30 protein-coding genes and 1 tRNA gene are annotated in these 23,282 nt (G+C 39.7%); 26 read left to right on the plus strand and 5 right to left on the minus strand.

Annotated features, from left to right (window positions below; all coding sequences use genetic code 11):
• The 18 genes from QZU77_RS06050 to QZU77_RS06135 all read left to right on the plus strand — a co-directional run.
• A partial coding sequence (locus QZU77_RS06050) for a pyridoxal-phosphate dependent enzyme (RefSeq protein ID WP_295601523.1) occupies positions 1–671 on the plus strand: 671 nt, incomplete at its 5' end.
• 63 nt (positions 672–734) lie between these two features.
• The gene (gene cysE, locus QZU77_RS06055; RefSeq protein ID WP_295601524.1) at positions 735–1,451 is read left to right on the plus strand and encodes a serine O-acetyltransferase; all 717 of its coding nucleotides are present in this window, start codon (positions 735–737) and stop codon (positions 1,449–1,451) included.
• Between the two features lie 2 nt (positions 1,452–1,453).
• Positions 1,454–1,828 (plus strand): transcriptional regulator, encoded by a 375-nt coding sequence (locus QZU77_RS06060; protein ID WP_295601527.1) that lies wholly within the window; start codon positions 1,454–1,456, stop codon positions 1,826–1,828.
• A 73-nt stretch (positions 1,829–1,901) separates the two neighbouring features.
• Positions 1,902–1,972, plus strand: a tRNA-Cys gene (locus tag QZU77_RS06065).
• A gap of 32 nt (positions 1,973–2,004) precedes the next feature.
• Positions 2,005–3,351, plus strand: coding sequence for a cysteine--tRNA ligase (gene cysS, locus QZU77_RS06070; protein ID WP_295601529.1), 1,347 nt, complete (start codon positions 2,005–2,007; stop codon positions 3,349–3,351).
• A 276-nt stretch (positions 3,352–3,627) separates the two neighbouring features.
• Positions 3,628–4,206 (plus strand): hypothetical protein, encoded by a 579-nt coding sequence (locus QZU77_RS06075; protein WP_295601532.1) that lies wholly within the window; start codon positions 3,628–3,630, stop codon positions 4,204–4,206.
• The gene (locus tag QZU77_RS06080) at positions 4,193–4,831 is read left to right on the plus strand and encodes a hypothetical protein (protein WP_295601535.1); all 639 of its coding nucleotides are present in this window, start codon (positions 4,193–4,195) and stop codon (positions 4,829–4,831) included. The genes QZU77_RS06075 and QZU77_RS06080 overlap by 14 nt, the downstream gene beginning before the upstream one ends.
• A gap of 20 nt (positions 4,832–4,851) precedes the next feature.
• Entirely contained in the window at positions 4,852–5,010 is a 159-nt protein-coding gene (locus tag QZU77_RS06085; RefSeq protein WP_295601538.1) for a hypothetical protein, read from the plus strand.
• Between the two features lie 28 nt (positions 5,011–5,038).
• Complete coding sequence (locus QZU77_RS06090; RefSeq protein WP_295601541.1) at positions 5,039–5,359, plus strand: hypothetical protein; 321 nt, start codon at positions 5,039–5,041, stop codon at positions 5,357–5,359.
• 10 nt (positions 5,360–5,369) lie between these two features.
• On the plus strand, positions 5,370–5,735 hold the full coding sequence (locus QZU77_RS06095; RefSeq protein ID WP_295601544.1) for a hypothetical protein: 366 nt from the start codon (positions 5,370–5,372) through the stop codon (positions 5,733–5,735).
• A 409-nt stretch (positions 5,736–6,144) separates the two neighbouring features.
• Positions 6,145–7,440, plus strand: coding sequence for an O-acetylhomoserine aminocarboxypropyltransferase/cysteine synthase family protein (locus tag QZU77_RS06100; RefSeq protein ID WP_295601547.1), 1,296 nt, complete (start codon positions 6,145–6,147; stop codon positions 7,438–7,440).
• A 75-nt stretch (positions 7,441–7,515) separates the two neighbouring features.
• Positions 7,516–8,724, plus strand: coding sequence for a cysteine desulfurase NifS (nifS, locus tag QZU77_RS06105; protein WP_295601549.1), 1,209 nt, complete (start codon positions 7,516–7,518; stop codon positions 8,722–8,724).
• A gap of 2 nt (positions 8,725–8,726) precedes the next feature.
• Positions 8,727–9,101, plus strand: a complete 375-nt coding sequence (nifU, locus tag QZU77_RS06110) for a Fe-S cluster assembly scaffold protein NifU (protein WP_292746401.1) — start codon at positions 8,727–8,729, stop codon at positions 9,099–9,101.
• A gap of 55 nt (positions 9,102–9,156) precedes the next feature.
• On the plus strand, positions 9,157–9,522 hold the full coding sequence (locus tag QZU77_RS06115; protein WP_295601555.1) for a desulfoferrodoxin family protein: 366 nt from the start codon (positions 9,157–9,159) through the stop codon (positions 9,520–9,522).
• 169 nt (positions 9,523–9,691) lie between these two features.
• A complete protein-coding gene (locus QZU77_RS06120; protein WP_295601558.1) occupies positions 9,692–10,111 on the plus strand; it encodes a hypothetical protein in 420 nt (139 codons plus the stop codon).
• A 19-nt stretch (positions 10,112–10,130) separates the two neighbouring features.
• Complete coding sequence (locus QZU77_RS06125; RefSeq protein ID WP_295601561.1) at positions 10,131–12,392, plus strand: DHH family phosphoesterase; 2,262 nt, start codon at positions 10,131–10,133, stop codon at positions 12,390–12,392.
• Between the two features lie 6 nt (positions 12,393–12,398).
• On the plus strand, positions 12,399–13,280 hold the full coding sequence (locus QZU77_RS06130) for a zinc ribbon domain-containing protein (RefSeq protein WP_295601563.1): 882 nt from the start codon (positions 12,399–12,401) through the stop codon (positions 13,278–13,280).
• A gap of 5 nt (positions 13,281–13,285) precedes the next feature.
• On the plus strand, positions 13,286–14,266 hold the full coding sequence (locus QZU77_RS06135; RefSeq protein WP_295601566.1) for a zinc ribbon domain-containing protein: 981 nt from the start codon (positions 13,286–13,288) through the stop codon (positions 14,264–14,266).
• Here the strand turns inward: QZU77_RS06135 and QZU77_RS06140 are convergent.
• Positions 14,263–14,562, minus strand: coding sequence for a winged helix-turn-helix domain-containing protein (locus QZU77_RS06140; protein ID WP_295601569.1), 300 nt, complete (start codon positions 14,560–14,562; stop codon positions 14,263–14,265). The two genes, QZU77_RS06135 and QZU77_RS06140, sit on opposite strands and share 4 nt — an antisense overlap.
• Positions 14,563–14,699: 137 nt before the next feature.
• On the opposite strand from QZU77_RS06140, the gene QZU77_RS06145 reads away from it, so the two are divergent.
• The 8 genes from QZU77_RS06145 (at position 14,700) to rrp42 (ending at position 20,668) form a co-directional block, all read left to right on the plus strand.
• Complete coding sequence (locus QZU77_RS06145) at positions 14,700–15,338, plus strand: zinc ribbon domain-containing protein (protein WP_295601572.1); 639 nt, start codon at positions 14,700–14,702, stop codon at positions 15,336–15,338.
• A gap of 73 nt (positions 15,339–15,411) precedes the next feature.
• Entirely contained in the window at positions 15,412–16,122 is a 711-nt protein-coding gene (rnp3, locus tag QZU77_RS06150) for a ribonuclease P protein component 3 (RefSeq protein ID WP_295601575.1), read from the plus strand.
• Complete coding sequence (locus QZU77_RS06155; RefSeq protein WP_295601577.1) at positions 16,112–16,468, plus strand: Rpp14/Pop5 family protein; 357 nt, start codon at positions 16,112–16,114, stop codon at positions 16,466–16,468. Before rnp3 ends, QZU77_RS06155 begins: the two co-directional genes overlap by 11 nt.
• A gap of 213 nt (positions 16,469–16,681) precedes the next feature.
• Positions 16,682–17,461 carry an archaeal proteasome endopeptidase complex subunit alpha gene (gene psmA, locus QZU77_RS06160; protein ID WP_295601580.1) on the plus strand — a complete coding sequence of 260 codons (780 nt, stop codon included), beginning with the start codon at positions 16,682–16,684 and terminating at the stop codon, positions 17,459–17,461.
• A gap of 34 nt (positions 17,462–17,495) precedes the next feature.
• A complete protein-coding gene (locus tag QZU77_RS06165) occupies positions 17,496–18,197 on the plus strand; it encodes a ribosome assembly factor SBDS (protein WP_295601583.1) in 702 nt (233 codons plus the stop codon).
• Positions 18,198–18,222: 25 nt separating this feature from the next.
• Complete coding sequence (rrp4, locus tag QZU77_RS06170) at positions 18,223–19,149, plus strand: exosome complex RNA-binding protein Rrp4 (RefSeq protein ID WP_295601585.1); 927 nt, start codon at positions 18,223–18,225, stop codon at positions 19,147–19,149.
• A gap of 26 nt (positions 19,150–19,175) precedes the next feature.
• Positions 19,176–19,868: an exosome complex exonuclease Rrp41 gene (gene rrp41, locus QZU77_RS06175; protein ID WP_295601588.1), complete on the plus strand. Its 693-nt coding sequence runs from the start codon at positions 19,176–19,178 to the stop codon at positions 19,866–19,868.
• Between the two features lie 14 nt (positions 19,869–19,882).
• Positions 19,883–20,668, plus strand: a complete 786-nt coding sequence (rrp42, locus tag QZU77_RS06180) for an exosome complex protein Rrp42 (RefSeq protein ID WP_295601591.1) — start codon at positions 19,883–19,885, stop codon at positions 20,666–20,668.
• Here the strand turns inward: rrp42 and QZU77_RS06185 are convergent.
• From QZU77_RS06185 to QZU77_RS06200, 4 genes are read right to left on the minus strand one after another with little or no spacing between them, the layout of a single operon-like run.
• Positions 20,665–21,294 carry a molybdenum cofactor guanylyltransferase gene (locus QZU77_RS06185; protein WP_295601594.1) on the minus strand — a complete coding sequence of 210 codons (630 nt, stop codon included), beginning with the start codon at positions 21,292–21,294 and terminating at the stop codon, positions 20,665–20,667. The two genes, rrp42 and QZU77_RS06185, sit on opposite strands and share 4 nt — an antisense overlap.
• Positions 21,295–21,313: 19 nt before the next feature.
• The gene (locus tag QZU77_RS06190) at positions 21,314–22,075 is read right to left on the minus strand and encodes a hypothetical protein (protein WP_295601597.1); all 762 of its coding nucleotides are present in this window, start codon (positions 22,073–22,075) and stop codon (positions 21,314–21,316) included.
• A 24-nt stretch (positions 22,076–22,099) separates the two neighbouring features.
• Positions 22,100–22,663, minus strand: a complete 564-nt coding sequence (cbiT, locus tag QZU77_RS06195; protein WP_295601600.1) for a precorrin-6Y C5,15-methyltransferase (decarboxylating) subunit CbiT — start codon at positions 22,661–22,663, stop codon at positions 22,100–22,102.
• On the minus strand, positions 22,664–23,212 hold the full coding sequence (locus QZU77_RS06200) for a UbiX family flavin prenyltransferase (protein ID WP_295601603.1): 549 nt from the start codon (positions 23,210–23,212) through the stop codon (positions 22,664–22,666). It abuts the gene before it with no gap.
• Positions 23,213–23,282: the final 70 nt, after the last annotated feature.

The following is a 23,282-nucleotide window of genomic DNA, read 5'->3' on the forward strand; positions in this document are numbered from 1 at the left end:
CAAAAGGCTACAAGCTAATATTGACCATGCCTGAAACCATGTCCATTGAAAGAAGAAAATTCCTAAGCGTCCTCGGAGCGGAATTGGTATTGACCCCAGGCGCCGACGGAATGGGTGGAGCAATCGCAAAGGCAAACGAACTAAATGAAGAGACTCCAGATTCAATCATTCTAGGACAATTCGACAACCCGGCCAATGTAAAAATCCATGCCGAAACCACTGCTCAGGAAATCCTAAGAGACACAGAAGGGAAAGTGGATATCGTGATCGGAGGCGTAGGTACCGGAGGAACAATCACAGGAATCGGTAAAGTATTGAAAGAAGAGGTTCCAGGTGTAAAAATAGTCGCAGTTGAACCAAAAGACTCACAAACCTTAGGAAAAGGCGAAAAAGGACCTCACAAAATTCAAGGTATTGGAGCAGGATTCGTGCCATCAATTTATGATTCAGAAGTAATCGATGAAATCATACCTGTGGCAAACGAGGATGCGGGAAACACTCTCCTTGCACTCGCCAAAAAGGAAGGTATTTTTTCCGGCATATCATCAGGAGCTGCAACTTGGGCAGCATTGGAATTAGCTAAAAAAGAAGAAAACAAGGGCAAAAGAATAATAGCAATCCTACCGGACAACGGTGAAAGATACCTTTCAGTAGACTGGTTATTTGAATAAGAATAACTATTTATACTATATGTTATATAAAATTATAACATAGCATATTATGAGGTTTACCAAATGTTCAAGAATTTAAGGGCAGAAATAAAAGCCATCAAGGAAAAAGATCCTGCTGCCAGGTCAACATTGGAGATTTTCCTATGTTACCCTGGATTTTACGCCTTATTGTTTCATAGGCTCAGCCACTGGCTATGGAATCATTCTCTAAAGCTTTTAGCTAGAATGGTTTCTAACTTATCCAGATTCCTCACAGGCATTGAAATTCACCCGGGTGCAACATTTGGTAAACGAGTATTTATAGATCATGGTATGGGTGTTGTAGTCGGTGAAACCGCTATTGTAGGCGATGACGTATTGCTGTACCAGGGAGTGATTCTCGGTGGAACAAGTACTGAAAAAACCAAAAGACACCCAACAGTCGAAAAGGGAGTGATTATTGGAGCCGGTGCAAAGGTAATGGGAAACATTACCATTGGAGAATATTCCAAAATCGGTACGGGCGCAGTAGTTTTAAAAGACGTCCCTCCACAATCAACCTGTGTCGGAGTTCCTGGACGAATTGTAAGGCGTAAAGGAGTAAAACCTGAAAAAGTTGATTTGGACCACGGCAAACTTCCAGACCCTGTTGCTGATGCAATTAGAGTAATAGAAAAACATCTTCAAGAAAACGATAAGCGTTTCGAAATTCTATTCGAAAAACATGAAATCTGCATGACTGAAGATATAAGAGATGAACAAGAAGAACTAGAAGACTTATTTAAAAAAGATGGTGATTAAAAATGAAACCACCTTGTGAAATCGTAGTGTGGTATGTGATACCTGCTATCAGGTCAGAATTGGCAAAAGAACTTTTAAACCTGGGAATGAAACAGAAAGATGTTTCAGAGCTTATGGACATAACTCAACCTGCAGTTTCCCAGTACATAACTGACAAACGTGGAAGCGGAATCAAACTCGATGAAAACGTTCGCAAAATGATTCATGAGTTTGCAAGACAGTTATCCGAAGGAGAAGCTACAAAAGCAGACCTGATTTCAAGAACCTGCACTATATGCAAGCATGTCAAGACAACTGATGTTTTGGCTCAACTTAACATTAATAAAGAGGACCTTGGTGAAGACTGTCAATCTTGTCTGGGATCCGAGGCTGAATAAGAAAATATTGGAAAAAATAGTAAAGTATATAAACTATTAATTACCAATATTTTATTATCTTATTGTACTTTATGGCAAGTTTACCGAGTGGCTAGGTGTGTGGCTGCAGACCATAATACGGGGGTTCAAGTCCCTCACTTGCCTTTTATAATTACTTTTTTTCGAGGTTTATTTTTATGGAAATTTATTCAACTTTAACTCGCAGTAAAGAGGATTTTGTAACAATTAACGATAACAGAGTTAACCTATTCGTATGCGGACCGACCGTTTATGACGATGCACATATCGGACACGGAAGAACATACATTTCATTCGACACAATAAAAAGATACTTGGAATATAAGGGTTACGCAGTATTCTATATTCAAAACGTAACAGACATTGATGATAAAATCATCAACAGGTCAAAGGAAAGCGGCATTCCTGCAGATGAATTGGCACGCAAGTTTGAGAAACGCTACCGTGAAGACATGGCAAAATTGAATGTCAACGGTGTCAATCTATTCGCAAGGGCAACTGATCACATGCCTGAAATCATCGACCAAATCCAAAGGCTGATTGATAAGGGATTCGCTTATGAAACCGAAGACGGAGTATACTTTGAAATAGACACCTTTGAGGAATTCGGAAAACTCTCAAACAGGAACGTTGAAGAGCTTGAATCCCATAGGGAAATTGCAGAAACCACAAAGAAGAACCATCAGGACTTTGCACTATGGAAAAAACGTGAAGGAGTCGATGAGCCAACATGGCCATCCCCATGGGGAGACGGAAGACCTGGATGGCACATTGAAGACACTGCAATAACCGAATACTACTTCGGAGAGCAATACGATGTCCACGGCGGAGGACTGGACCTGATATTCCCTCACCACGAAGCGGAAATCACACAGATGGAAGCGGTTTCAGGAAAATCCCCAATGGTGAGATACTGGTTGCACACTGGATTCTTAAATGTTAATGGAGAGAAAATGTCAAAATCACTCCATAACTTCATCACAATCCGTGAATTGCTTGAAAGCTATGAGCCTGACACCTTCAGATTCTTCGTGCTTTCAACCCATTACAGAAGCCCGATTGACTTTTCCAAGGATTCACTTCACCAGTCAGAAAGAAGCCTTGAGAGAATCAGGAAATACTATGGGCAATTGGATGTTGAAGTGGGCGATGATGACTTTGAATGCGAAGCATTAGCTCCTCACAAAGCTGAATTCTTCAACAGCATGGATGATGACTTTAACACTCCAAAGGCAATCGCTGCAATATTCGGATTAATCAATGACACCAAAAACGAATTGGATAGTCTCTCCGGTGAGGAAAAGATAGCCATTAAGGCATTTATGGATGATGCAAGTCACATTTTAGGGGTCAGCTTTGAGAGTGGAGAAGTCAATGCCGGATCTGATGACTTGCTGAACTTAATTTCTGAAGTAAGATCAGAGCTAAGGGCAAACAAGCAATATGATTTGTCCGATAAGATTCGTGATAACCTACAAGCATTAGGTTACGAAATAAACGATTAAAGAGAATTCAACTTCTCTTCCTTTTTTTATTTATTATTTTTTTTTGCTTTTCCATTGTTTTTTCCTAATTAATGTAATATATTTTTAACATATTTTACAAGTTGAAAACAATATTGATTTGAGCTTATTTTCTTATAAACCGACCTAAATATTGTTCTAGACTCATATAGCAAGATTTATATTTCAATTAAATCTAACTAACTACTACATGAAAAGTTTTTCAAAATATGAATGATTTAATTCATTTTAAATTTTGGAAAAAATGGAGAATAATTTATGTTTGGAATATATTCAAGACAAAGATTGAGCGAAAATGAAAGTAAAATTTTAAAATCAAATCCTGACGACTACAACTGGTACCATGTAATGCTTCAAACACTATTCGAGGACGACAGATTCTTCCAGGTCAGGGAGGACATTGAAGTTCCAAAAAAGGAAGATGATGACGGCGTCGTATTAATTCTTGAAGGTGGAGATGTAGTCTATTTCAGAACAATCGATGGAAATGTAAATGATGAGGTTATGGATTCAATCATTGAGGTATGCTCTTATCTTGTGGACAAATTCGACCGTCGCGTTGACGCATATGTGGTATGTCCTCCCAACAGAACATTCGATGTCGATGAGAAAAAAGTTGAACTGAGAATAAGAATATACTTCAGTTCCCTAGCAATCCACAACGGTGAAGAAATAATTGAAAGATTGGAAAACAAGCTTAAAAACCATGAGGAATTCACAATATCCGATTCCATTGACCACATGCTTCTTCCATACACAGGATATCAGGACAAAAAAGCTTTTGAGGAAAAATATCAGCATTATATGAACCTCATAGAAACATATGAAGACAACTGATTTGGAGGTTTTAGGAATGTTCAAGTATGAAAGGGAAAGCTATGAAGTAAGGGATGGCGAAGATGAATTGTACTACAATGCAATGTTCGGCAAGGTTTTTGGAATATACTCTCCATTTGAAGTGGATGATACTGTGGAATTTCCAAAAAAAGATAAGCTTGGAGGGGTTGTCTTAAAGTTTATCGGCGCAGGATCAGCATATTTCAAGGTGCAAAGGGAAATGCCAAGCACAGAAGAGGTAAACTCCGTACTTGAGGTATGCAAATTCCTGCAGAAATCCTTTGGACAATATGTTGTTGCATACATAATATGCGAACCCTATATTGAAATAAGGGACATTGAAGTTCCGGATGAGGAAAATATCAATATAACTTATATATCTTCAAGAAAAAATGATGGTGATGAAATTCTGCTAAAACTAAGTGAAAAACTTGAAAATAATGAAGAATTCACCATCGATGATTATATCTCCAAATTCACCGTTCCATTCATGTCCCGCAAGGATGAAGATGAATTCCGGGAAAACTACTCTAAATTCATTGAGAAATACAGGAAAAGTGAAATGGAATTGCCAACAGTTAAAGATTTGCTGAAACATGATGTCAAGTTCAATAGAATCTTTTAATTTGATAGTATGGTGGTTAAATGGATTGTAACAATCAAAGATTGCTGATGGATTTGGCATTGCATCGTTATGATGAGGAAGTTGTCCGCAATCAATCGATTGACAATAAAAACAAGTCAATGGTTGCATTTTTGGCTGTGATGTTAACGATACAATGCACTATTTCCAAGGTTAATTGAATTTAATGAAATTCTTTCCTTGTCTGAAATGCTTATTGTATTCAGCATTTTCCTAATTTCACTAATCTTCTATTTGGCTTCCCTATTGGTTTTCATGTCAACATTAAATAATCTAAATCAAATTCGCACTGTGCCCAACATTGACACATTAATTGACTTTGATTTGGATAACAATTCCTTTGATGAGATTGTCAGCAGCATTCTTATCAGTTTGAATCGATGTGTTGAGGGTAATGATAAGATTTTAGATGAGAAAAATTCAAAAGGACATTTGGGCCTTAGACTAATGAGGTATGGTGTGGGGTTCATCGCAATATTTATAATCTATGTTGGATTAATAGTAATTTAGAGGTGAGGTAATGTCTATTTTGGAAAAATTAAAATCATATCTTTCCTTGTTTCAAAATATTCAAAAAGAGGACGAACCTGAAGATTATGCTACAAGGTTTGAGAGATTGCACCGCAATGGCAGATCTGATGAAGAGTGGGAAGCTAAGAAACATGAGCATCCAGGTTTGTTTGGCGAGCCTAGTTTTAATCATGTGGGCAGGACTCATGAAGAAAGCAGGATTTCTGAGATTTTGGGACGAAATGGTTTATCTGATGAGGAATGGGAAGCTAAAAAAAGGCGCATCCGGGTTTATTCAGCGAACCTAAAGTGGATTTTGTTTTTAAACAGGATTATGCAAAAAAAGGGTTTCTTGAAAGAGTTAAATTTTTTTTAATGTGCCTTTTTAATTTTTTTTTAACGTATCTTTCTTTTGAAAAGATGATTGGATCGGCATCTTAAAAGCTAAACTTAAGGAAAATGGTATTGAATAAATATTTGATGTTGTATCGTTTGGAAAGTGTTAAATTGGATGTTAATCTCATTTTTTACTTTTAATTTATTAACATTAATTTTTTCTATTTTTTTGATTTGAGGAATTATTAATTTTATTTTTTGTAAAATATAACAATGTTTATATACTAAAAATAACAGATGTTATATCTGTATAACATAAGTTATAATTTATTTTTTACATGTTTTTTAGGCTGACCAAAACATTTATATATAAAAAATAACTATTGTTATATAGTAATATAACACGTGATATATTTACTGAAATTTCAAAAAAATAAAGGTGATAAAAAATGACTAATAAAGATTATGGATTAGCAACATTAGGCGTCCGTGCAGGACAGCAACCAGACCCCGCAACAGGAGCACAAGCAGTACCTATTTACCAGACAACATCATACGTATTCAAAGACTCAGATGAAGCTGCAAGGAGATTCGCCCTTCAAGAGTTCGGACAAATTTACTCCAGACTCACAAACCCTACCAGTGATGTATTTGAAGCAAGAATTGCCGCAATCGAAGGCGGTAACTCAGGAATTTCAACATCAAGTGGTCTTGCAGCAATCTCATACGCAATACTAAATGTAACAGAACCTGGAGACAACATCGTATCAGCAGACAACCTCTACGGAGGAACATACCAACTGTTCAACTACACCTTTAAGGACCTTGCAAGAGAAGTCAAGTTCGTAGACTCACAGGATCTTGAAGCCTTTGAAGCAGCAATCGATGAAAAGACCAAGGCAATATACGTCGAATCAATCGGAAACCCAAAACTCGACGTTCCGGACTTTGAGGCATTAGCTGAAATCGCACACTCACACGATATTCCATTAATAGTCGACAACACTGTAGGTGTAGGACTTGTAAGGCCATTGGAACATGGTGCAGATGTAATCGCAGCATCCGCCACTAAATATGTTGGCGGACATGGTACTGCAGTTGGAGGATATATTGTTGATTCAGGTAAGTTCAACTGGGGAAACGGAAAATTCCCTAACTTCACCAAGGCAGATCCAAGCTACCATGGACTAGTATTCTGGGATGCATTCGGAGATGTTCCTGAACTTGGAAACCTTGCATTCACCGTAAGGATAAGAGCAAGACTCTTAAGAGACCTTGGAGCAACCCAGGCACCAGTGCACAGCTTCATATTCCTGCAAGGATTGGAAAGCCTTGACGTGCGTATAAAAAGACACTCAGAAAACGCACTTAAAGTCGCTAAATTCCTTGAAGCTCATCCTAAAGTCAAATGGGTGAACTACCCTGGACTTGAATCCCACCCAACATACGAAATCAACAAGAAATACCTGAAAGACCATTTCTCAGGAATCCTTGGTTTCGGTGTTGAAGGCGGGGAGGAAGCAGGACGCAAAGTCATCGAAAAGCTTGAACTCTTCTCAATACTTGCAAACATCGGAGATGCAAAAAGCCTTGCAATCCACCCTGCAAGTACCACACATCAACAGCTAAGCCCTGAAGAGCAGGAGGCAACAGGAGTTACACCTGACTTCATCCGTTTATCCATCGGTTTGGAGGATGTTGATGATTTAATCGCAGACTTAAGCCAAGCTTTAGACAGTATCTAGGTTACTGTCTAATCACTTAAAACTTATATATTAAGAAAATTTACTAAAAACAAAAGACAATTGGGAGATAATAGAATGTATTTAGATAACTCAGCAACTACACAGGTTAGTGAAGAAGTTTTTAAAGAAATGGAACCGTATTTCATCGAGGAGTTCGGAAACCCTTCAACCCTTTATGGAATCGGCCGTGAATCCAAAAAGGCATTGACTCTTGCACGCCAAAGAGTGGCAGATTCAATAAATGCAAAACCTGAAGAGATAATCTTCACAAGCGGAGGATCAGAATCAGACAACCTTGCAATCAAGGGTGTCGCATTCAAATTGGCTAAAAAGGGAAAGCATATTATTACTACCAATATCGAGCACCCTGCCGTTAAAAACACTCTCGGATTTTTGGAATCACTTGACTTTAAGGTAACCTACCTTCCCGTCAATGCTGATGGGGTAATTGAAATCGACGATTTGAAAGAGGCAATTACAGACGAGACAATCCTAATCACTGTAATGCATGCCAACAATGAAATCGGCACAATCCAGCCAATCGAGGAGATCGGTAAGATTGCACGTGAAAATGGCATCAAGTTCCATGTGGATGCTGTGCAGAGCTTCGGTAAGATTGAAGTGGATGTTGAGAAGCTAAACATAGACTTGCTTTCTTTATCTTCCCATAAAATCAACGGACCAAAAGGTGTCGGGGCACTCTACATTAGAAAGGGAACCCGTGTCGTGCCATTAATACATGGTGGAGGACAGGAAAGGGGAATCAGGGGAGGAACCGAAAACGTTCCTGGAATCGTAGGATTCGGAAAGGCATGTGAAATCGCAGCAGAAAAGCTTGATGAACACTACAAGAAACTCTCCTCTATCCGTGACGAGCTAATCGACAAGGTATTGAGCACAATCCCTGAGGCATACCTCAACGGAAGCGTTGAAGACAGGTTGCCAAACCTTGTGAACTTCCGATTCAAGGCGATTGAAGGCGAATCATTGATTCTGCTTTTGGACGCTAAGGGATATCAGGCATCAACAGGTTCAGCATGCTCATCAAACACCCTTGAGGCATCACCAGTGCTTACCGCATTGGGATTGGACCCAGTGGATGTTCATGGATCATTAAGAATATCCCTTGCACCTGAAAGCGAAGCATTTGACGTTGATGAATTCGTTGAAACAATCGCTGAAGCCGTCAAGAGACTAAGGCAAATGTCCCCATTGTGGAATCAGGAATTGGATTATGACAATATAATGTGTAAAAAACATGAAGACAACTGTAGGAAGTGTTAAAAATGGATTATTCAGAAAAAGTAATGGATCACTTTGCAAACCCTAGGAACTGTAGAATGATGGAAGATGCCAACGGTGTAGGAACCGTGGGAAACCCGACATGCGGAGACCTGATGACAATATACATCAAGGTCAATGATGATGAGGTAATTGAGGACATTTCATTCCAGACCTTCGGATGCGGTGCAGCAATCGCAACAAGCAGCATGATTACAGAAATCGCAGTTGGCAAAACCCTCGATGAGGCATTGAAAATCTCACGTAACGATGTTGCAGAGGAATTGGATGGTCTTCCACCAATCAAGATGCACTGCTCCAACCTAGCAGCAGACGGTCTTCAGGCAGCAATCGAAAACTATTACGAAAACAATCAATAATAATAAATACTTTAAAAAATATAATATCCTTAATCTATTTAAGGAGATGTTTATTATGGCAAAAATATTAAAATGTGACGACTGCGGAAGCATCATTCAAGTATTATCAGAAGGCGACGAAAAAGTATGTTCAGACCACATGCTCGAATTCCCGGTACAGACCGAAGGTGAAAAATCACCTAAACACAAACCAGTAGTTGAAATCGACGGAGACAAAGTAACCGTAAAAGTCGGTGAAGCAGCTCACCCAATGGATGATGATCACTACATTGAATTCGTTATCGTTGAAGCAGGCGCTGAACAATACGCTAAATGCTTCAAACCTGGAGATGTTGCAGAAGCAACCTTCACAGTCAACTCAACCGATGACGTTAAGGCATTAGCATTCTGTAATTTACACGGACTCTGGTCCAGCGAATAAGTTTAAAATAATCATTTTAAACTTTCTTTTTTTCTTTAATTTTTTTCAATAATAACTTTTAATAATATCCTTTTATATAATTTAATACGTGTCTAGTTATATTAAATTGATAATTTTTATTGTAGTTTTACTTTTAATATCCGTAGCTATTGTTTTTATCGATAGTTCAATGGATAACATCAACCAATCCATGCCGGAAATAAGCAAGGGCATTGTTCAGGGAGATGAGGATTACAATGAATCCGTTGAATTATTGAACAGTCGAAGTTATGATGAAGCCAGCCAGAAGGCCAAATCTGCGGGAGATAACTATAACGAAAGCCTGCATAAACTGGAAAGGATACAGGATAAGTATGACAAGGACATGAATGAGGTTCACAAGAACTACCTCAACGCAGCCATCAATGAACTGGAAGTGAAGCTGAAGGCTGTCGAAGAGCTTAACGAAGCAATATACTATTTGGAAATGCATTATAATTACACTGGATCAACTCATGGAAGCGAAGCCAACGACTTGATGATTAATGCGGTCAATTACCAGAACAAAAGAGTCAATATAGTCCAGGAGAATCCAGAATTATTCAGTTAAAAACAAGAGGAGGCTTTAGATGAAGACAAAATGCCCAAAATGTAATGGAATAGGTTCCGTTGTGGTGGACTATAAGGAATGCGACGCATGCGGCGGAACAGGTTATGAAGATGATGCTTTTAATATTGGAAATCATTTTAAAGGCGTGAACAGTAAGGCACGAGACAAGTTCGACCTCGGCGGGGAAGAGGACATCCCATGCGAAGCCTGCAACGGCAAAGGCCAGGTTGAAGTATATGAGGACTGCTCATACTGCCATGGGACCGGCCAGGTCAACGTGTGCAGGGACTGCGGCAAGCTGCTTGACGAGAAATATGATATTTGCCATGAGTGCGGAGAGAAAAGAAAGGCCGAAAAGGCAAGGCACGATGAATATGAGGCTAAAAGAAACGCCGCCCGTGACGTTTATGTCCTTGATGACATATGCAACATGAGGGACATTGACCGTGACAAGCTCTACCGTGGTAAGATCACTCGTATCGAGAAGTACGGTGCATTCGTATCATTGAACAATAATGTATGGGGACTCATGAGGGGAGACGTTTCCGATTACCATGTCGGCGAGCACATAATAGTCTTTGTAACCTCAATCAAGTCAAGGGAAGGCAAGATTGACTTTGCACCTGCCTATGTTGAGGAGTACAACCTCAAGACACTGACCAAGTCAATCCCAAGAACACTGATTGGCCAGTTAGAGGAGAAGAAAGGCCGCATGGTGAGGATTGACGGTAAGGTTCAGCAAATACAGCAGACTTCAGGCCCTACAATATTCATAATAAGCGATGAGAGCGGAACCACTGAAATTGCAGCATTTGACAAGGCGGGCGAGAGGTCATATCCGGAAATCGAGCTGGAGGATGCGGTGCAGGTCATAGGTGAAGTGAACGAGCATGGCGGAAAGACCCAGATTGAGTCATCCTCAATGGTGAAGCTTGACGCAGAAAGCACAATGCAATTGAATAAATTGATCGATGATGCATTAAACGCCAAGGCCAAACCTCAAGATGTTGATTTCTTGGTCAAGAGTGATGTTTTAAACAGGCTCAGGCCTAAGATGTATGAGGCTGCACAAAGAATCAGAAGAGCAATACTTGACGGAAGAACAATACTTCTAAGACACCACAACGACGCCGACGGCATAGTCTCAGGGGTTGCAATGGAAAAGGCAATTGTCCCATTGATACAGAAGGAAAACCCAAGCAATGATGCCGAATACTACTACTTCAAGCGTTCACCAAGCAAGGCACCATTCTATGAGCTGGAAGATGTCGTTAAAGACCTGTCATTTGCACTGGAAGACCAGGAAAGGCACGGTCAAAAACTGCCTCTAATAGTGCTTCTTGACAACGGTTCAACCGAAGAGGACATTGTGGCGCTGATGCAGGCAAAAATCTACGATATTGAAGTCGTGGTGATAGACCACCACTCCCCAGGGGAACTGTTGACAAAAATCGAGGAGGATGGTGAAATCTATGGCGCAACAGTTGCTGTGGATGAATACGTCGACTGCCACGTCAACCCATACCTGGTTGGTGGAGACTCACAATTGACAGCAGGATGCCTGGCAACAGAAGTCGCACACATCATAAACCCTGAAGTCAAAAGACTGATACAGCACCTGCCGGGAGTTGCGGCATTGGGGGATCGTGCAGAATGCGGAGAAGTGTACCAATACCTCAAACTCGCAGCACAGAAAGGATTCACACAGGAGCACCTGGCAAAGATTGCTGAATGCGTTGACTTTGAAGCATACTTCTTAAGATTCATGAACGGAAGAGGAATAATGGACACCATACTTGCAGTTGACAATCTTGACAAGCACAAGAAGATGATTGATGCATTGTACAGGGAATACCAGAAAAGAATCGACACTCAACTCAGGGCAGCGCTTCCTAACATCAAGAAGACCCAGCTTGAAAACGGAATCTATTTCAACCTCCTAGATGTGGAGAAGTTCGCACACAAGTTCACATTCCCGGCACCTGGAAAGACCTGCGGATTCGTGCACGACCATGTAATCAAGGAACTCGGAGAGGACAAGCCGATAGTCACCCTGGGCCATGGACCTGACTTTGGAGTGTTCCGTGCAACAGATGCCGTCAACGAGCAATACGGTTTTAACGTTAATGAGATAGTAACCAAAATGATTGAAAAGGTCCCACAGGCTGGTGTGGACGGTGGAGGCCATGAATGCGCCGGTTCCATCAAATACATTGAAGGCCTTGGAGACGAGATATTATACAAGGTTGTTGAAGAAATCCAATCATTATCCAAGAAATGAGGAAAGATGGTTTTAGAGAATTACTGCAGGAAATGCGGCCACAGGATACTGCCCGGCGAACCCTTCTGCACTGGTTGCGGATGCAAGACAAAGTATGATGCGAAAAACACTACACATGTTTTGACTCCGCCAATCCACAATATAGGATTTTTCAACTTTGAGATTGACTTCTCACCATACATAAACACCAAAGGCGATTTCAAGTATGAGATATGCAGCTGTGGCTATTTGAATCATGTGGACAATGAATTCTGCTACATGTGCGGTGCCAAAAGATCACAAAGCAGAATCGATAAATTGCTTAAAAAAGAAAAACCAAAATTCTCAATGGACACCATAGTGTGTGAATGCGGTGCGGTGAACTCGAAGGAGAATGTGTACTGTGAAATGTGCGGCAGGCAACTGAAAGAGGATACGATAAACACCCCCGACAATTACAGCAATTTCAACCTGGAATTTAAGGACTCGATATTCTGTTTTTGCGGGGAGGAAAACGAGAAATACTCTCAATTCTGCCGAAACTGCGGATTGCCACTGTCCAATTACGGCAAACTCAATGACATTGCGATACTTTGCACATGCTCAAAACTCAATGAAATCACGGCCACCTACTGCATTGAATGCGGGAATAACCTGAAAAGGCAGGACACTAAAATCGTATGCATCTGCGGGCATGGGAACTCCAATAACCTGAAGTTCTGCGAAGAGTGCGACAGGCCATTGAACCCGCAGAGAAATGTCAAGACAAGAATAGTATGCTCCTGCGGTGAGATTCTAGATTGGGACAGTGAATTCTGCCCGAATTGCGGAAAGAACATTCAAAGAAGAATTTATCGTAAAAATTCAATCGATTCAAAAGTCAGGAGTCTTAAGGACATGTTCAGGTGATGAGTTTGAGGGAATGCGACATTTGCGGAACATTGAATTTCAAGGAAAATAACTACTGCACCCATTGTGGCAACAAGCTGATAACGGAACATGTCTGTCCGGTTTGCGGTGAAGCCAATGGGGATCATGATAAATACTGCATCAAATGCGGCAACCAATTGAACCCTATAAGCATTGACGATTTTAACATACTCTTTTCTGAATTCAACCGGAACCTTCTTTTGAACGCCTCCATTAGCGATGCGGAGTATGATAAGATATTGTCGAATATTTTCATACGAGCAGATTATGTTGACGTCTGGGGCGATACAGTCAAAAACAAGATACTGAACCTTGCAGGCATATTCACCGAATGCAAGACCAAGGCAAGGGGATACGAGAGGGGATTCATTTTCGTCGGCACAGGCATATTTTATGATGACCGCCTGGAGGATTCCGTTCAGATAGCAACAATCATTCATGAACTGGCCCATTATTTCCTGTTTGCAATTGTTGAAAGCATCTTATGCGATATCTTCAAGGTCAGGACATCTTCAACGCTTCAGAGTTTCGTATGGTATTTCTTAACACTTCCTGAGTTCAAGATTATGAACGAGTACTGCGCCCATACTGTTGAGGGGAGATTCATACCATATGGCTATCAGAATTACGGCTCCTTCAATGCGCTTGTCGAGCAAATCGGATTTGACAGGGATGCATTGAAAGACATGATTGTGCTTGGAAATTCATTTGCCAATGAAATCATCGTTTACCTTGAGAAATATATTGATGACAGTTTAAGAAACGAGATAAAGCTGCAATACCGAAAGGACTTATTGTCCCCAAGTTACGAGTCAATATTCTTGGAAACGGATGAGTACTACGGTCTTTCAATGAAAAATAAGGTTTTGATAAGTGTTCTTGGTGACGTTCTGGTTGAGGTTTCAAATAATATGGAAGCTCTGAAAGAATTAGAAAGTATTAAAGAGGGGATTGAATTAAGTTAATCGGATTCAGTCTCTTTTTCTTCTTTTTCTTTAATAGTTTCCAATACGTCCTTTCCGGTATCGGTCAGTCTGTACAGTCTTCCTTTACGAGCTTCTTCATTAATACATTCGACAATTTCTTTGCTTTTCAATTCGCTTAAAACTTTTGAAATATGATTTGTTCTAATTCCACTGTCTTTTGCGATGTTAGTTGGTATCTTAACTTCGTCTCCAATGGATTTCAAGGTTTTTTCTCTATACTTTGAAATTTGAACATAGGAAGTTAATTTCAAAAGCTCATCACTTTCTTTTACCATATTAATTTATTATATTGTTTATACTATAAAATATTTTATAACATCGTATAATTATCTTAAACACCTTTTTAATATTTCATGTCTATTATAATTAACTTATTATATAAGTTGTGTTAAAAATAATAATACTGATTATTATGAAATGTAGTAAATGTGGTTTTGAAAACAAAGACAAGGCGAAATTTTGCACTAAATGCGGAAATTCATTAGCCGTGAATAATCCGGAACCTGTCCCTGTCAAGTCAAGCAACTCAAAATACATTATCATAGCTTTGATAGTGGTTATAATTGTCTTGGCGGGTACAATCGGATATTTCGCAATGAACAATAATTCTAATCAGGTTCAAACTAATGACAATTCTCAGGATAGTGCAGCTTCCCAAGACGTTAAGTCATCCGATGATTCAGACAGCGAAGATGATTCTGCCAAAACAGAATCAGTATCCTCATCCAAATCCAGCACGGAAGTTGTGGATGAGAAATCATGGGAGTCAATAGGCAAATACTCAGGCTCAGGTTCAGGAACTGAAACCATCCAGGTTCCAGCGGGCAAGATTATGGTTAAGCTCTCAGCATACCCTATCAAGAACTATGCGACAAATCACTTGCAAGTCTCAGGCTCCAATGGAGCGTCCGGAGGAGTTGATTGGGGTTCAAAAAGTAAGGTTGAGACAAGATCAGATTCATTCACCTACACTTCAGACGTGGAGGAAACCTTCACTATAGACTATTATGAAACCGTGAGCTGGGAAGTTGAATTCTTCAGATATCAATAAGTGATTGACCAAAAATCACTTATCTTATTTTTTTTTAGCAATTATTTATATAAGAATAAATAAAGTAATTACTATGTTTTTTGATTTGAATATTAAGGGAAGTGGCCTTGAAAACAATATGGAACTGGCTATTCAGGCTTCCAGTTATGGATGGGAGCACATTAATTTTTCATACAATCAAAATGAATTTAAAGAGGCTTTGAAATTAAGGGATGAGCTGAAGGATGGCCTTGAGGGCATCATTGATTTTGACTATACCCTGGAGATTAAGTCCACGAACATAAATGAGATTAGAAACCATGCCAACAACTTCAGGAACCGTGCATCATGCATCAGCGTTGTCGGAGGGGACTTGAAGGTCAACCGTGCAGTGCTTGAAAACATGAAGATTGACGTTTTGTCAAGACCGTACCTCAACAGGTATGACTCCGGCTTGAACCATGTGCTTGCAAAGGAGGCGGTTCGCAACAATGTGGCTGTGGAATTGTGCTTCAAGGATGTCTTGAGAACATATCTCTCTCCAAGGGCAAAGGTCATTTCCAATTTCAGGGACATCTACGCCCTGCATAGGAAATTCGATTTCCCATTGGTGTTGTCATCTCGTGCGGAGTCTGTTTTTGACATCAGGACAACTCATGATTTCGTTGAGGTATTCAAGCAGACAGGATTGGATGATGATGAGATAACTAAATCATTTGAAACCTCTGAAAACATACTGGAATTCAACAGGAATCGTGAAGACCTCATTTTAAAGGGTGTCAGGAGGGTCACAGATGAAGCTTAAGGTCCTGCCGCCTACACTGCGCAAGAACAATCGCTACCTGACATTGGACATCAAAATCACCAATCCCATCGTCAAGGACGATTTGGTCACTATCATTTGGGATGCATGCATACGCTTCAAGGGGGAGTGTGAAACATCCAATTTCAACTTATGGGTAATGAAATTCTATGAAATCGACGCTACGGATAAGTATTATCATTACAAGGCTATCGTAAGGTGTCAAAGGGATTTTGTAGGCGAGGTCAGATCATCGCTTGCCCTTGCCACAAGGTATGACGGCAACCTGATTTCAATTTCAACAATAGGCCTGTCAGGCACCATCAAGGCATCACAGAAATATATTTAATTACTTTTTGTAAGAATAAAATAGAAAACTATATAAATAAATATAATTATAAATATCAATTGGATTTATGGAAAAAAGAATAAAAAACAATTTCAACATTCTACATCGTGGGAAATGAAATTGAAAATTGCCTTTTCATGGAGATTTGGTTTTATTTTTTTATGTAGTCGAACTTAAATTTAATATTTATAAAATAAAATATGAGGTATTAATATGCAACCTTTACAAAGCGCTGGATATGATAGGGCTATTACTGTCTTTAGCCCAGACGGAAGACTTTTCCAAGTAGAATACGCAAGAGAAGCTGTTAAAAGAGGAACTACATCAATCGGTGTAAAAAGTTCTGAAGGAATAGTTTTAGCTGTGGACAAAAGAACCACTTCTAAGCTGGTGGAAGCATCATCAATCGAAAAGATATTCAAGATTGATGACCACATAGGAGCAGCCACTTCAGGTCTTGTGGCAGATGCAAGAGCACTGGTTGAAAGAGCAAGAGTGGAAGCACAAATCAATAAGATAACCTACTCAGAACCGATCCGTGTAACCAGCTTGTCTAAAAAACTATGCGACATGCTACAGTTATACACCCAGAACGGTGGAGTAAGACCATTCGGTTCAGCTCTAATCATCGGTGGAGTGTACAACGGCAAATGCAAACTATTCGAAACCGATCCGAGCGGAGCACTAATCGAGTACAAGGCAACCGCAATCGGTTCAGGAAGAAATGCTGCAATGGACATTTTCGAAGAAAAATACACTGACGACTTGACATTGGATGGAGCTATCGAACTGGCACTAACCGCTATCAACGAAGCAACCGACCATGACACAACATCCAACAACGTTGAAATTGCAGTCATTAAAATAGAAGATGAAAAATACGTAAAACTCTCTCAAGACGAAGTGCAAGCATACATTGACAAAGTGCTTCCGGCTGAAGAAGAGGAAGAAGAATCTGAAGAATCACAGGAAGATTCTGCAGATGAAGAATAATTATTTTCTTAATTACTAGTTAGGGGATGCTTAGATGGTAAATGTTGATGAAGCTATAATCGCTAAATACGAATACATGGGTGAACACTTCGAGATACTGGTTGACCCGGATTTGGCGGCAGATTTTAGAAATCCTGATGGCCCAGACGTTGCCATCGAGGATCTTTTAGCTGTCGAGGAAATATTCAAAGACTCCAAGAAAGGAGACAAGGCTTCAGAAGAAGCAATGAACAAGATATTTGAAACTACCGATCCTATTGAAGTTTCCAAAATAATACTTGAAAAGGGCACTGTCCAGTTGACTGCAGACCAAAAGAGAAAGATGCAGGAGGATAAAAGAAAACTGGTTATAAACAAGATAGCTACAGAAGCCATTAATCCTCAAAACGGACTGCCTCACCCTGCACAAAGGATTGAAAACGCTTGCGATGAGGCGAAAGTCAAGTTTGACCCATTCACTTCAGTCGACCAGCAGGTCCAAACAGCCCTAAAGGCCATCAAGCCGCTGATTCCAATCAGGTTTGAAAAGGTCAAGGTGGCAGTCAGACTCCCAGGCTCAGTGGCAGGAAGCGCATACAATGTCATTCACGGATTTGGACAAATCATAAATGAGGAATGGCAACAGGACGGTTCATGGATAGGAATCGTTGAAATGCCAGGGGGACTACAGGACAAGTTCGCCGCAAAAATGGCTGAAATTTCAGGTGGAGAAGCGGAAACCAAAGCTATTAAATAATTAAAATCATTCTTATGGGATTATTATGATATATGTGGAGAATAAAGACTTAGTTATTCCAGGTCAAATCTTGGCCGATGACGAATACTATGCAGGAAGAGGTACCTTCAAAGAAAATGGTAAAGTCTGCTCTTCTTTAATGGGACGCGTTTCTTTAAGGAATAAGAAACTTAGAGTCATTCCTTTAAAAAGCAAATACGTGCCTAAAAAAGGAGATGTGGTAATAGGTAAAATCAAAGATGTCAGATTCTCAATGTGGGATGTGGACATCAACTCACCTTACTCTGGAATTTTACCAGCTTTTGAAGTTTTTGGTCGTGAGAAAAAAGAACTCAACAAAGTGTATGATGTTGGGGACGTGCTGTTTTTAAGAGTCGTCGACGTTGATGAAATCAAGAAGGCGAAACTCGGTTTGAAAGGAAGAGGAATGGGTAAATTCAAAGGAGGAATAATCGTAGACATTGCTCCAACCAAAGTTCCAAGACTGATAGGTAAGAAAGGTTCAATGATCAACATGATCAAGGACAAAACCAACTGTAAAATCGTAGTTGGTCAAAACGGTCTTGTCTGGGTTAAAGGAGACGAGGACATGGAACAACTTACCCGTGAAGTCATTCACCTCATTGAAGAGGAAGCTCACACTTCCGGTTTGACAAACAAAATCAAGAACAAGTTATACTTAGCTATCGATGGTGAATTGCCACCAGAAGAAGTTGAAGAAACCGAAGAGGAATTTGTTTTGGAAAAACCTAAACTTCAAAACTTCAAAGAAGAATTAGAACAAGAAGAAATAGAAGCTGAAGAGAAAGCAGCAGAAGAGAAAAAAGAGAAAAAGGATAAGCCAGACATTGGTGAAGTTATAGAAGAATTCAAAAGAAAAAATAAAAGCAAAGACGGTTCATTATCCTATGGTGATAACTCAAACAATTCTTTTATATTAAACAATAAATGATTCTTCAAGATTAAGAGGTTGATAAGATGTCAGATATGATAAGAGACGATGGTAGGAAGTTTGATGAATTACGTCCTATTAAAATTGAGGCAGGAGTTCTTGAACGTGCAGACGGTTCAGCTTACCTGGAAGTTGGAGGAAACAAGATTCTAGTGGCAGTGTACGGCCCTAGAGAATCATACATCAGAAGATTGCTCGAACCAAACACAGGTGTAATCAGATGCAGATACAACATGGCACCGTTTTCAGTGGATGACAGGAAAAGGCCAGGTCCAGACAGGAGATCATCTGAAATATCCAAGATCACAGCAGATGCATTAAGACCTGCATTGATGCTCGAGAATTATCCTCGTTCAATGATTGATGTTTTCATAGAAGTAATCGAAGCGGAAGGAGGAACCCGTTGTGCAGGAATCACAGCAGCTTCCGTTGCATTAGTTGATGCAGGAGTCCCTATGAAGGATATTGTAGTGGGCTGTGCTGCAGGTAAAGTTAATGATGAAATCGTTCTTGACTTATCAGAAAAAGAAGATAAGGAAGGACAAGCTGATGTTCCAATAGCCATGATGCCAAGAACAGGTGAAATCACATTGCTTCAAAGTGACGGTGACTTGACCGAAGAGGAATTTGCAAAAGCAATCGATTTGGCTATGGAAGGATGTCGTAAAGTAAACGAAATCCAAAAAGAGGCTTTAATGAAAAAATATTCTATTGAATAAGTGGGTGGATTAATATGGAGATAGTACCGGAAATTACAAGAAAAAGCATAACAAGCCTTGTCATGAATGATAAAAGAGAAGACGGCAGGGCACTTGACGAATATAGGGATATTTCTATTGAAACTAATGTTATTTCAAAGGCAGAAGGTTCCGCTCGTGTAAAACTTGGAAAGACTCAAGTCATTGTAGGAATCAAACCTACACTTGGAAGCCCATTTCCTGACACTCCTGACTTAGGAGTATTGATGACCAACTGTGAAATGCTTCCTATGGCTGACCCTACATTTGAACCAGGACCACCAAGTGAAGATTCAATAGAACTTGCACGTGTAGTTGACAGGGGAATTCGTGAAAGCGAACTCGTTGAACTCGATAAGTTATGTGTAGAGGAAGGAAAACACGTTTGGATGCTTTTCATTGACCTGCACATCATAGACAATTGCGGAAACCTTTTCGACGCATGTGAACTTGCCGTTATGGCAGCATTAAAAACAATGAAATTGCCTGTTGCAACCGTTGAGGATGAGGAAGTAGTCATCAGCGAAACCGAAACCCTCGACTTGCCTATCAACAATGAGCTTGCATTATGCACATTCGTTAAGATTGGCGACAAGATGGTCATTGACCCAACATTGACTGAAGAGAAAGTTGCTAGCGCCCGCTTGAATGTCGGTGTTACAAAAGACGGTCACATCTGCTCCATGCAGAAAGGTGGAAAAGAACCGTTAACAAAAGATGACATTCTTTTTGCAGTCAACATGGCAGTTACTAAAACTAAAGAGTTAATAGAACATCTTTAAATGTCTGATGGACGATTAAGATTTCTAAATTCTTTTTTTTCTATTTTTTTATCATCAATCTGGACAAATTTCGTATCTATTTTTTCTATTAGTCCTTTAATGTGCAGAATATCCTGTGACAATAGATCTTCAATCACTGGAATGAGGTTCCTATTGTAGATTGAATGCAGTGGCTCGGATGTTTTCAGCTTGTTTTCACTGTCATGGTATGGTACGATTGCTTGATGGTCGTCATTAATTTCTTTAAAAATAGTGTCAATGTACTTTGAACTGACGTATGGGCTATCGCAGGGCAGTATCAGTGCATAGTCTCCGGTGATGTGTGTGAGTCCTGTCATTATTCCAGGCATTGGCCCCTTGTTTTTTATTTCATCTTCACATATTGTGAGATTATAGTCGTAATCCTGGGGATTGATAAATTCGCCATATTTCTCAATCCTATCTTTGTCATTTAAAACGATTACAACTTCATTTATATGATGGTTTAAAGTAGAAAGAATATGTTTTATCATAGGTTTGTCTTGAATAATCATAGATCCCTTGTCCTGACCCATTCTTCTACTTTGCCCTCCACATAAAATAATGCAAGATTTAATACTTTCATTGACTTCAGTTACACTACTCATATTAAACCTCTCTACAAATTCATTCTTTCACATATACGCTTGCATCCTCATCGAATGGATTGGTACGTATGACCAAAGCAATCATGTAAGGGTAATTCTTGTACAGGTATTTAAGGTAGTAAACCCATTCATATACAAGCTTATTGTACACTCTTTGCATGTCCCCATTTAAATGGCCGAAATCAGCATCATTCACCAATGCGAAATCGGTCCTGTGCTCCAATTCCTCATCCAAGTGAAGAATTGAATTCATCAAGGATGTGAATTCTTCTTTTTCAAGCAGATTAGGATTATTAATCAAGTTAATAATGAAATCTCTTTTGTTAATCAGCAATTCCCTTAAATTAATTAAGAATTCCTCACGCTCTTCCGGTGCAATGTCTGCCTGGAAATCGATGCTAGAATCCTTAAGCTCTTCAAGTTTCCTGTCAAAATCAGCTTCATCCCAACTCTTGATTGATTTCAAGTTCTCAGTGCTTGCCTTATACTTATTCACGGTACTCAATTGTGAAATCAGGTCGTTTCCAAGTTCGGAAAAGAATGTGCTGGTTAACATGTCCAGTTTTTCAAGCATTGCTTCCTTTTCTTTTCTTTCAATAATCTCGTCAAGCAGGAATGCCACAATAAGTATATCGACAGGAATGAACCCTAAATGTGTCCAGATGTATGATATGATATGCTCGGCATCTCCCAAAACAAGATAGTTTGATCCATAAATGATTATTATCAAGATAACCATCAATATGGAAAATTTAGCTTTCCAGCTTAATCGTTCACTCATTATATAATCTCCAATAATTTTCTTTCATCGTTTCTTAGCAGTGATAATGGCTATAGGGTTTTCACTAATCATCAGGACTCCACGATCAAGAATCCTGCCGTTTGAAATATTAACCTCCATTAGCTTAGGATTGTAGCCCAGGCTTTTAAGCTTATTGACGGCTTCAACCTTAGTGTCAACAAGAATAGCTGTGATTAGTATTCTTCCTTTTGAATTCAATTTGGAATCAACAATATCAAGGATATTCTCTAATTGCCTGCCGCTGCCCCCTACAACGGCAATGTCTATATCATCGATATCCTTCAGGGCATTTGCCCCGTCATCGCTGATTAGTGTGACATTGTCTCCAAGACCGAACTTCTTAAGGTTTCTTGAGGTCACCTCAATCGCTTCCGGATTGGTGTCGATGGATATCACTTCGCCTGCCCTTTGGGAAAATTCGCAGGTGATGCCGCCGGTTCCGCATCCGCAATCCACAACCTTGTCTGTGAAGGTGACTTCAGACTTGTAAAGCAATATTGCCCTTATGGCCTCTTTTGTAGGCCCTGGTACATCACAGGATTTGATGAAATCCTTATCTTCTAACATTTACTCCCACCTTTTAAATAAGTCGTTTTCAATATTCAACGAGTCCAGTATCTTGCCGACAATGAAGTTAACCTGGTCGTCAACAGTATCATGTGTTGAGTAAAAACCGGGCATTGCTGGCAAAATAATGGCTCCTTCTTGTGATAATGTTAGCATGTTCTGTAAGTGAATGCTTCTGAGTGGAGTTTCACGAGGCACAATAACGGTTGGTCTGCGCTCCTTCAAACTGACATCTGCAACTCTTGTTATTGTATTTGCACCATAGCCGTTGGCGATTGAAGACAATGTCTTCATTGAGCATGGTGCTATGACTAATCCGTCTGCCTTGAATGATCCACTGTTTATTGAAGCGGTCAGGTCATTGAAATTATAGTAGGTGTCCGCTAGGCTAATCACATCCTCTACACTGTAATCGGTTTCTGACTCTATCACGATTCTAGCGGCATCGCTTATCACTAGACTATTTTCTATTTTTAATTCTTTTAAAGCTTCAAGGAGTCTTATTCCATATATTACTCCGCTGGCTCCTGTTATTCCCACTACTATCATGTATTTTCCTCTTAAAATAGTTTAATCTGATCATAATGTATTCCATGGAACTTTTCCCGGTCTATTTCGG

Source organism: uncultured Methanobrevibacter sp. (assembly GCF_902774605.1).
Classification (GTDB): Archaea; Methanobacteriota; Methanobacteria; order Methanobacteriales; family Methanobacteriaceae; genus Methanocatella.

What these genes read in the sequence shown, in the direction of transcription:
- QZU77_RS06125 (WP_295601561.1), top strand. Translation starts at nt 10,131, where the DNA reads ATGAAGACAAAATGCCCAAAATGTAATGGAATAGGTTCCGTTGTGGTG.
- cbiT (WP_295601600.1), bottom strand. Translation starts at nt 22,663, where the DNA reads ATGTTAGAAGATAAGGATTTCATCAAATCCTGTGATGTACCAGGGCCT.
- rrp4 (WP_295601585.1), top strand. Translation starts at nt 18,223, where the DNA reads ATGATATATGTGGAGAATAAAGACTTAGTTATTCCAGGTCAAATCTTG.
- rrp41 (WP_295601588.1), top strand. Translation starts at nt 19,176, where the DNA reads ATGTCAGATATGATAAGAGACGATGGTAGGAAGTTTGATGAATTACGT.
- QZU77_RS06165 (WP_295601583.1), top strand. Translation starts at nt 17,496, where the DNA reads ATGGTAAATGTTGATGAAGCTATAATCGCTAAATACGAATACATGGGT.
- cysS (WP_295601529.1), top strand. Translation starts at nt 2,005, where the DNA reads ATGGAAATTTATTCAACTTTAACTCGCAGTAAAGAGGATTTTGTAACA.
- QZU77_RS06060 (WP_295601527.1), top strand. Translation starts at nt 1,454, where the DNA reads ATGAAACCACCTTGTGAAATCGTAGTGTGGTATGTGATACCTGCTATC.
- QZU77_RS06190 (WP_295601597.1), bottom strand. Translation starts at nt 22,075, where the DNA reads ATGAGTGAACGATTAAGCTGGAAAGCTAAATTTTCCATATTGATGGTT.
- QZU77_RS06085 (WP_295601538.1), top strand. Translation starts at nt 4,852, where the DNA reads ATGGATTGTAACAATCAAAGATTGCTGATGGATTTGGCATTGCATCGT.
- QZU77_RS06140 (WP_295601569.1), bottom strand. Translation starts at nt 14,562, where the DNA reads ATGGTAAAAGAAAGTGATGAGCTTTTGAAATTAACTTCCTATGTTCAA.
- QZU77_RS06090 (WP_295601541.1), top strand. Translation starts at nt 5,039, where the DNA reads ATGCTTATTGTATTCAGCATTTTCCTAATTTCACTAATCTTCTATTTG.
- nifU (WP_292746401.1), top strand. Translation starts at nt 8,727, where the DNA reads ATGGATTATTCAGAAAAAGTAATGGATCACTTTGCAAACCCTAGGAAC.
- QZU77_RS06075 (WP_295601532.1), top strand. Translation starts at nt 3,628, where the DNA reads ATGTTTGGAATATATTCAAGACAAAGATTGAGCGAAAATGAAAGTAAA.
- rrp42 (WP_295601591.1), top strand. Translation starts at nt 19,883, where the DNA reads ATGGAGATAGTACCGGAAATTACAAGAAAAAGCATAACAAGCCTTGTC.
- cysE (WP_295601524.1), top strand. Translation starts at nt 735, where the DNA reads ATGTTCAAGAATTTAAGGGCAGAAATAAAAGCCATCAAGGAAAAAGAT.
- QZU77_RS06095 (WP_295601544.1), top strand. Translation starts at nt 5,370, where the DNA reads ATGTCTATTTTGGAAAAATTAAAATCATATCTTTCCTTGTTTCAAAAT.
- QZU77_RS06130 (WP_295601563.1), top strand. Translation starts at nt 12,399, where the DNA reads ATGGTTTTAGAGAATTACTGCAGGAAATGCGGCCACAGGATACTGCCC.
- QZU77_RS06145 (WP_295601572.1), top strand. Translation starts at nt 14,700, where the DNA reads ATGAAATGTAGTAAATGTGGTTTTGAAAACAAAGACAAGGCGAAATTT.
- QZU77_RS06100 (WP_295601547.1), top strand. Translation starts at nt 6,145, where the DNA reads ATGACTAATAAAGATTATGGATTAGCAACATTAGGCGTCCGTGCAGGA.
- QZU77_RS06200 (WP_295601603.1), bottom strand. Translation starts at nt 23,212, where the DNA reads ATGATAGTAGTGGGAATAACAGGAGCCAGCGGAGTAATATATGGAATA.
- QZU77_RS06120 (WP_295601558.1), top strand. Translation starts at nt 9,692, where the DNA reads ATGGATAACATCAACCAATCCATGCCGGAAATAAGCAAGGGCATTGTT.
- QZU77_RS06080 (WP_295601535.1), top strand. Translation starts at nt 4,193, where the DNA reads ATGAAGACAACTGATTTGGAGGTTTTAGGAATGTTCAAGTATGAAAGG.
- QZU77_RS06115 (WP_295601555.1), top strand. Translation starts at nt 9,157, where the DNA reads ATGGCAAAAATATTAAAATGTGACGACTGCGGAAGCATCATTCAAGTA.
- psmA (WP_295601580.1), top strand. Translation starts at nt 16,682, where the DNA reads ATGCAACCTTTACAAAGCGCTGGATATGATAGGGCTATTACTGTCTTT.
- QZU77_RS06185 (WP_295601594.1), bottom strand. Translation starts at nt 21,294, where the DNA reads ATGAGTAGTGTAACTGAAGTCAATGAAAGTATTAAATCTTGCATTATT.
- nifS (WP_295601549.1), top strand. Translation starts at nt 7,516, where the DNA reads ATGTATTTAGATAACTCAGCAACTACACAGGTTAGTGAAGAAGTTTTT.
- rnp3 (WP_295601575.1), top strand. Translation starts at nt 15,412, where the DNA reads ATGTTTTTTGATTTGAATATTAAGGGAAGTGGCCTTGAAAACAATATG.
- QZU77_RS06155 (WP_295601577.1), top strand. Translation starts at nt 16,112, where the DNA reads ATGAAGCTTAAGGTCCTGCCGCCTACACTGCGCAAGAACAATCGCTAC.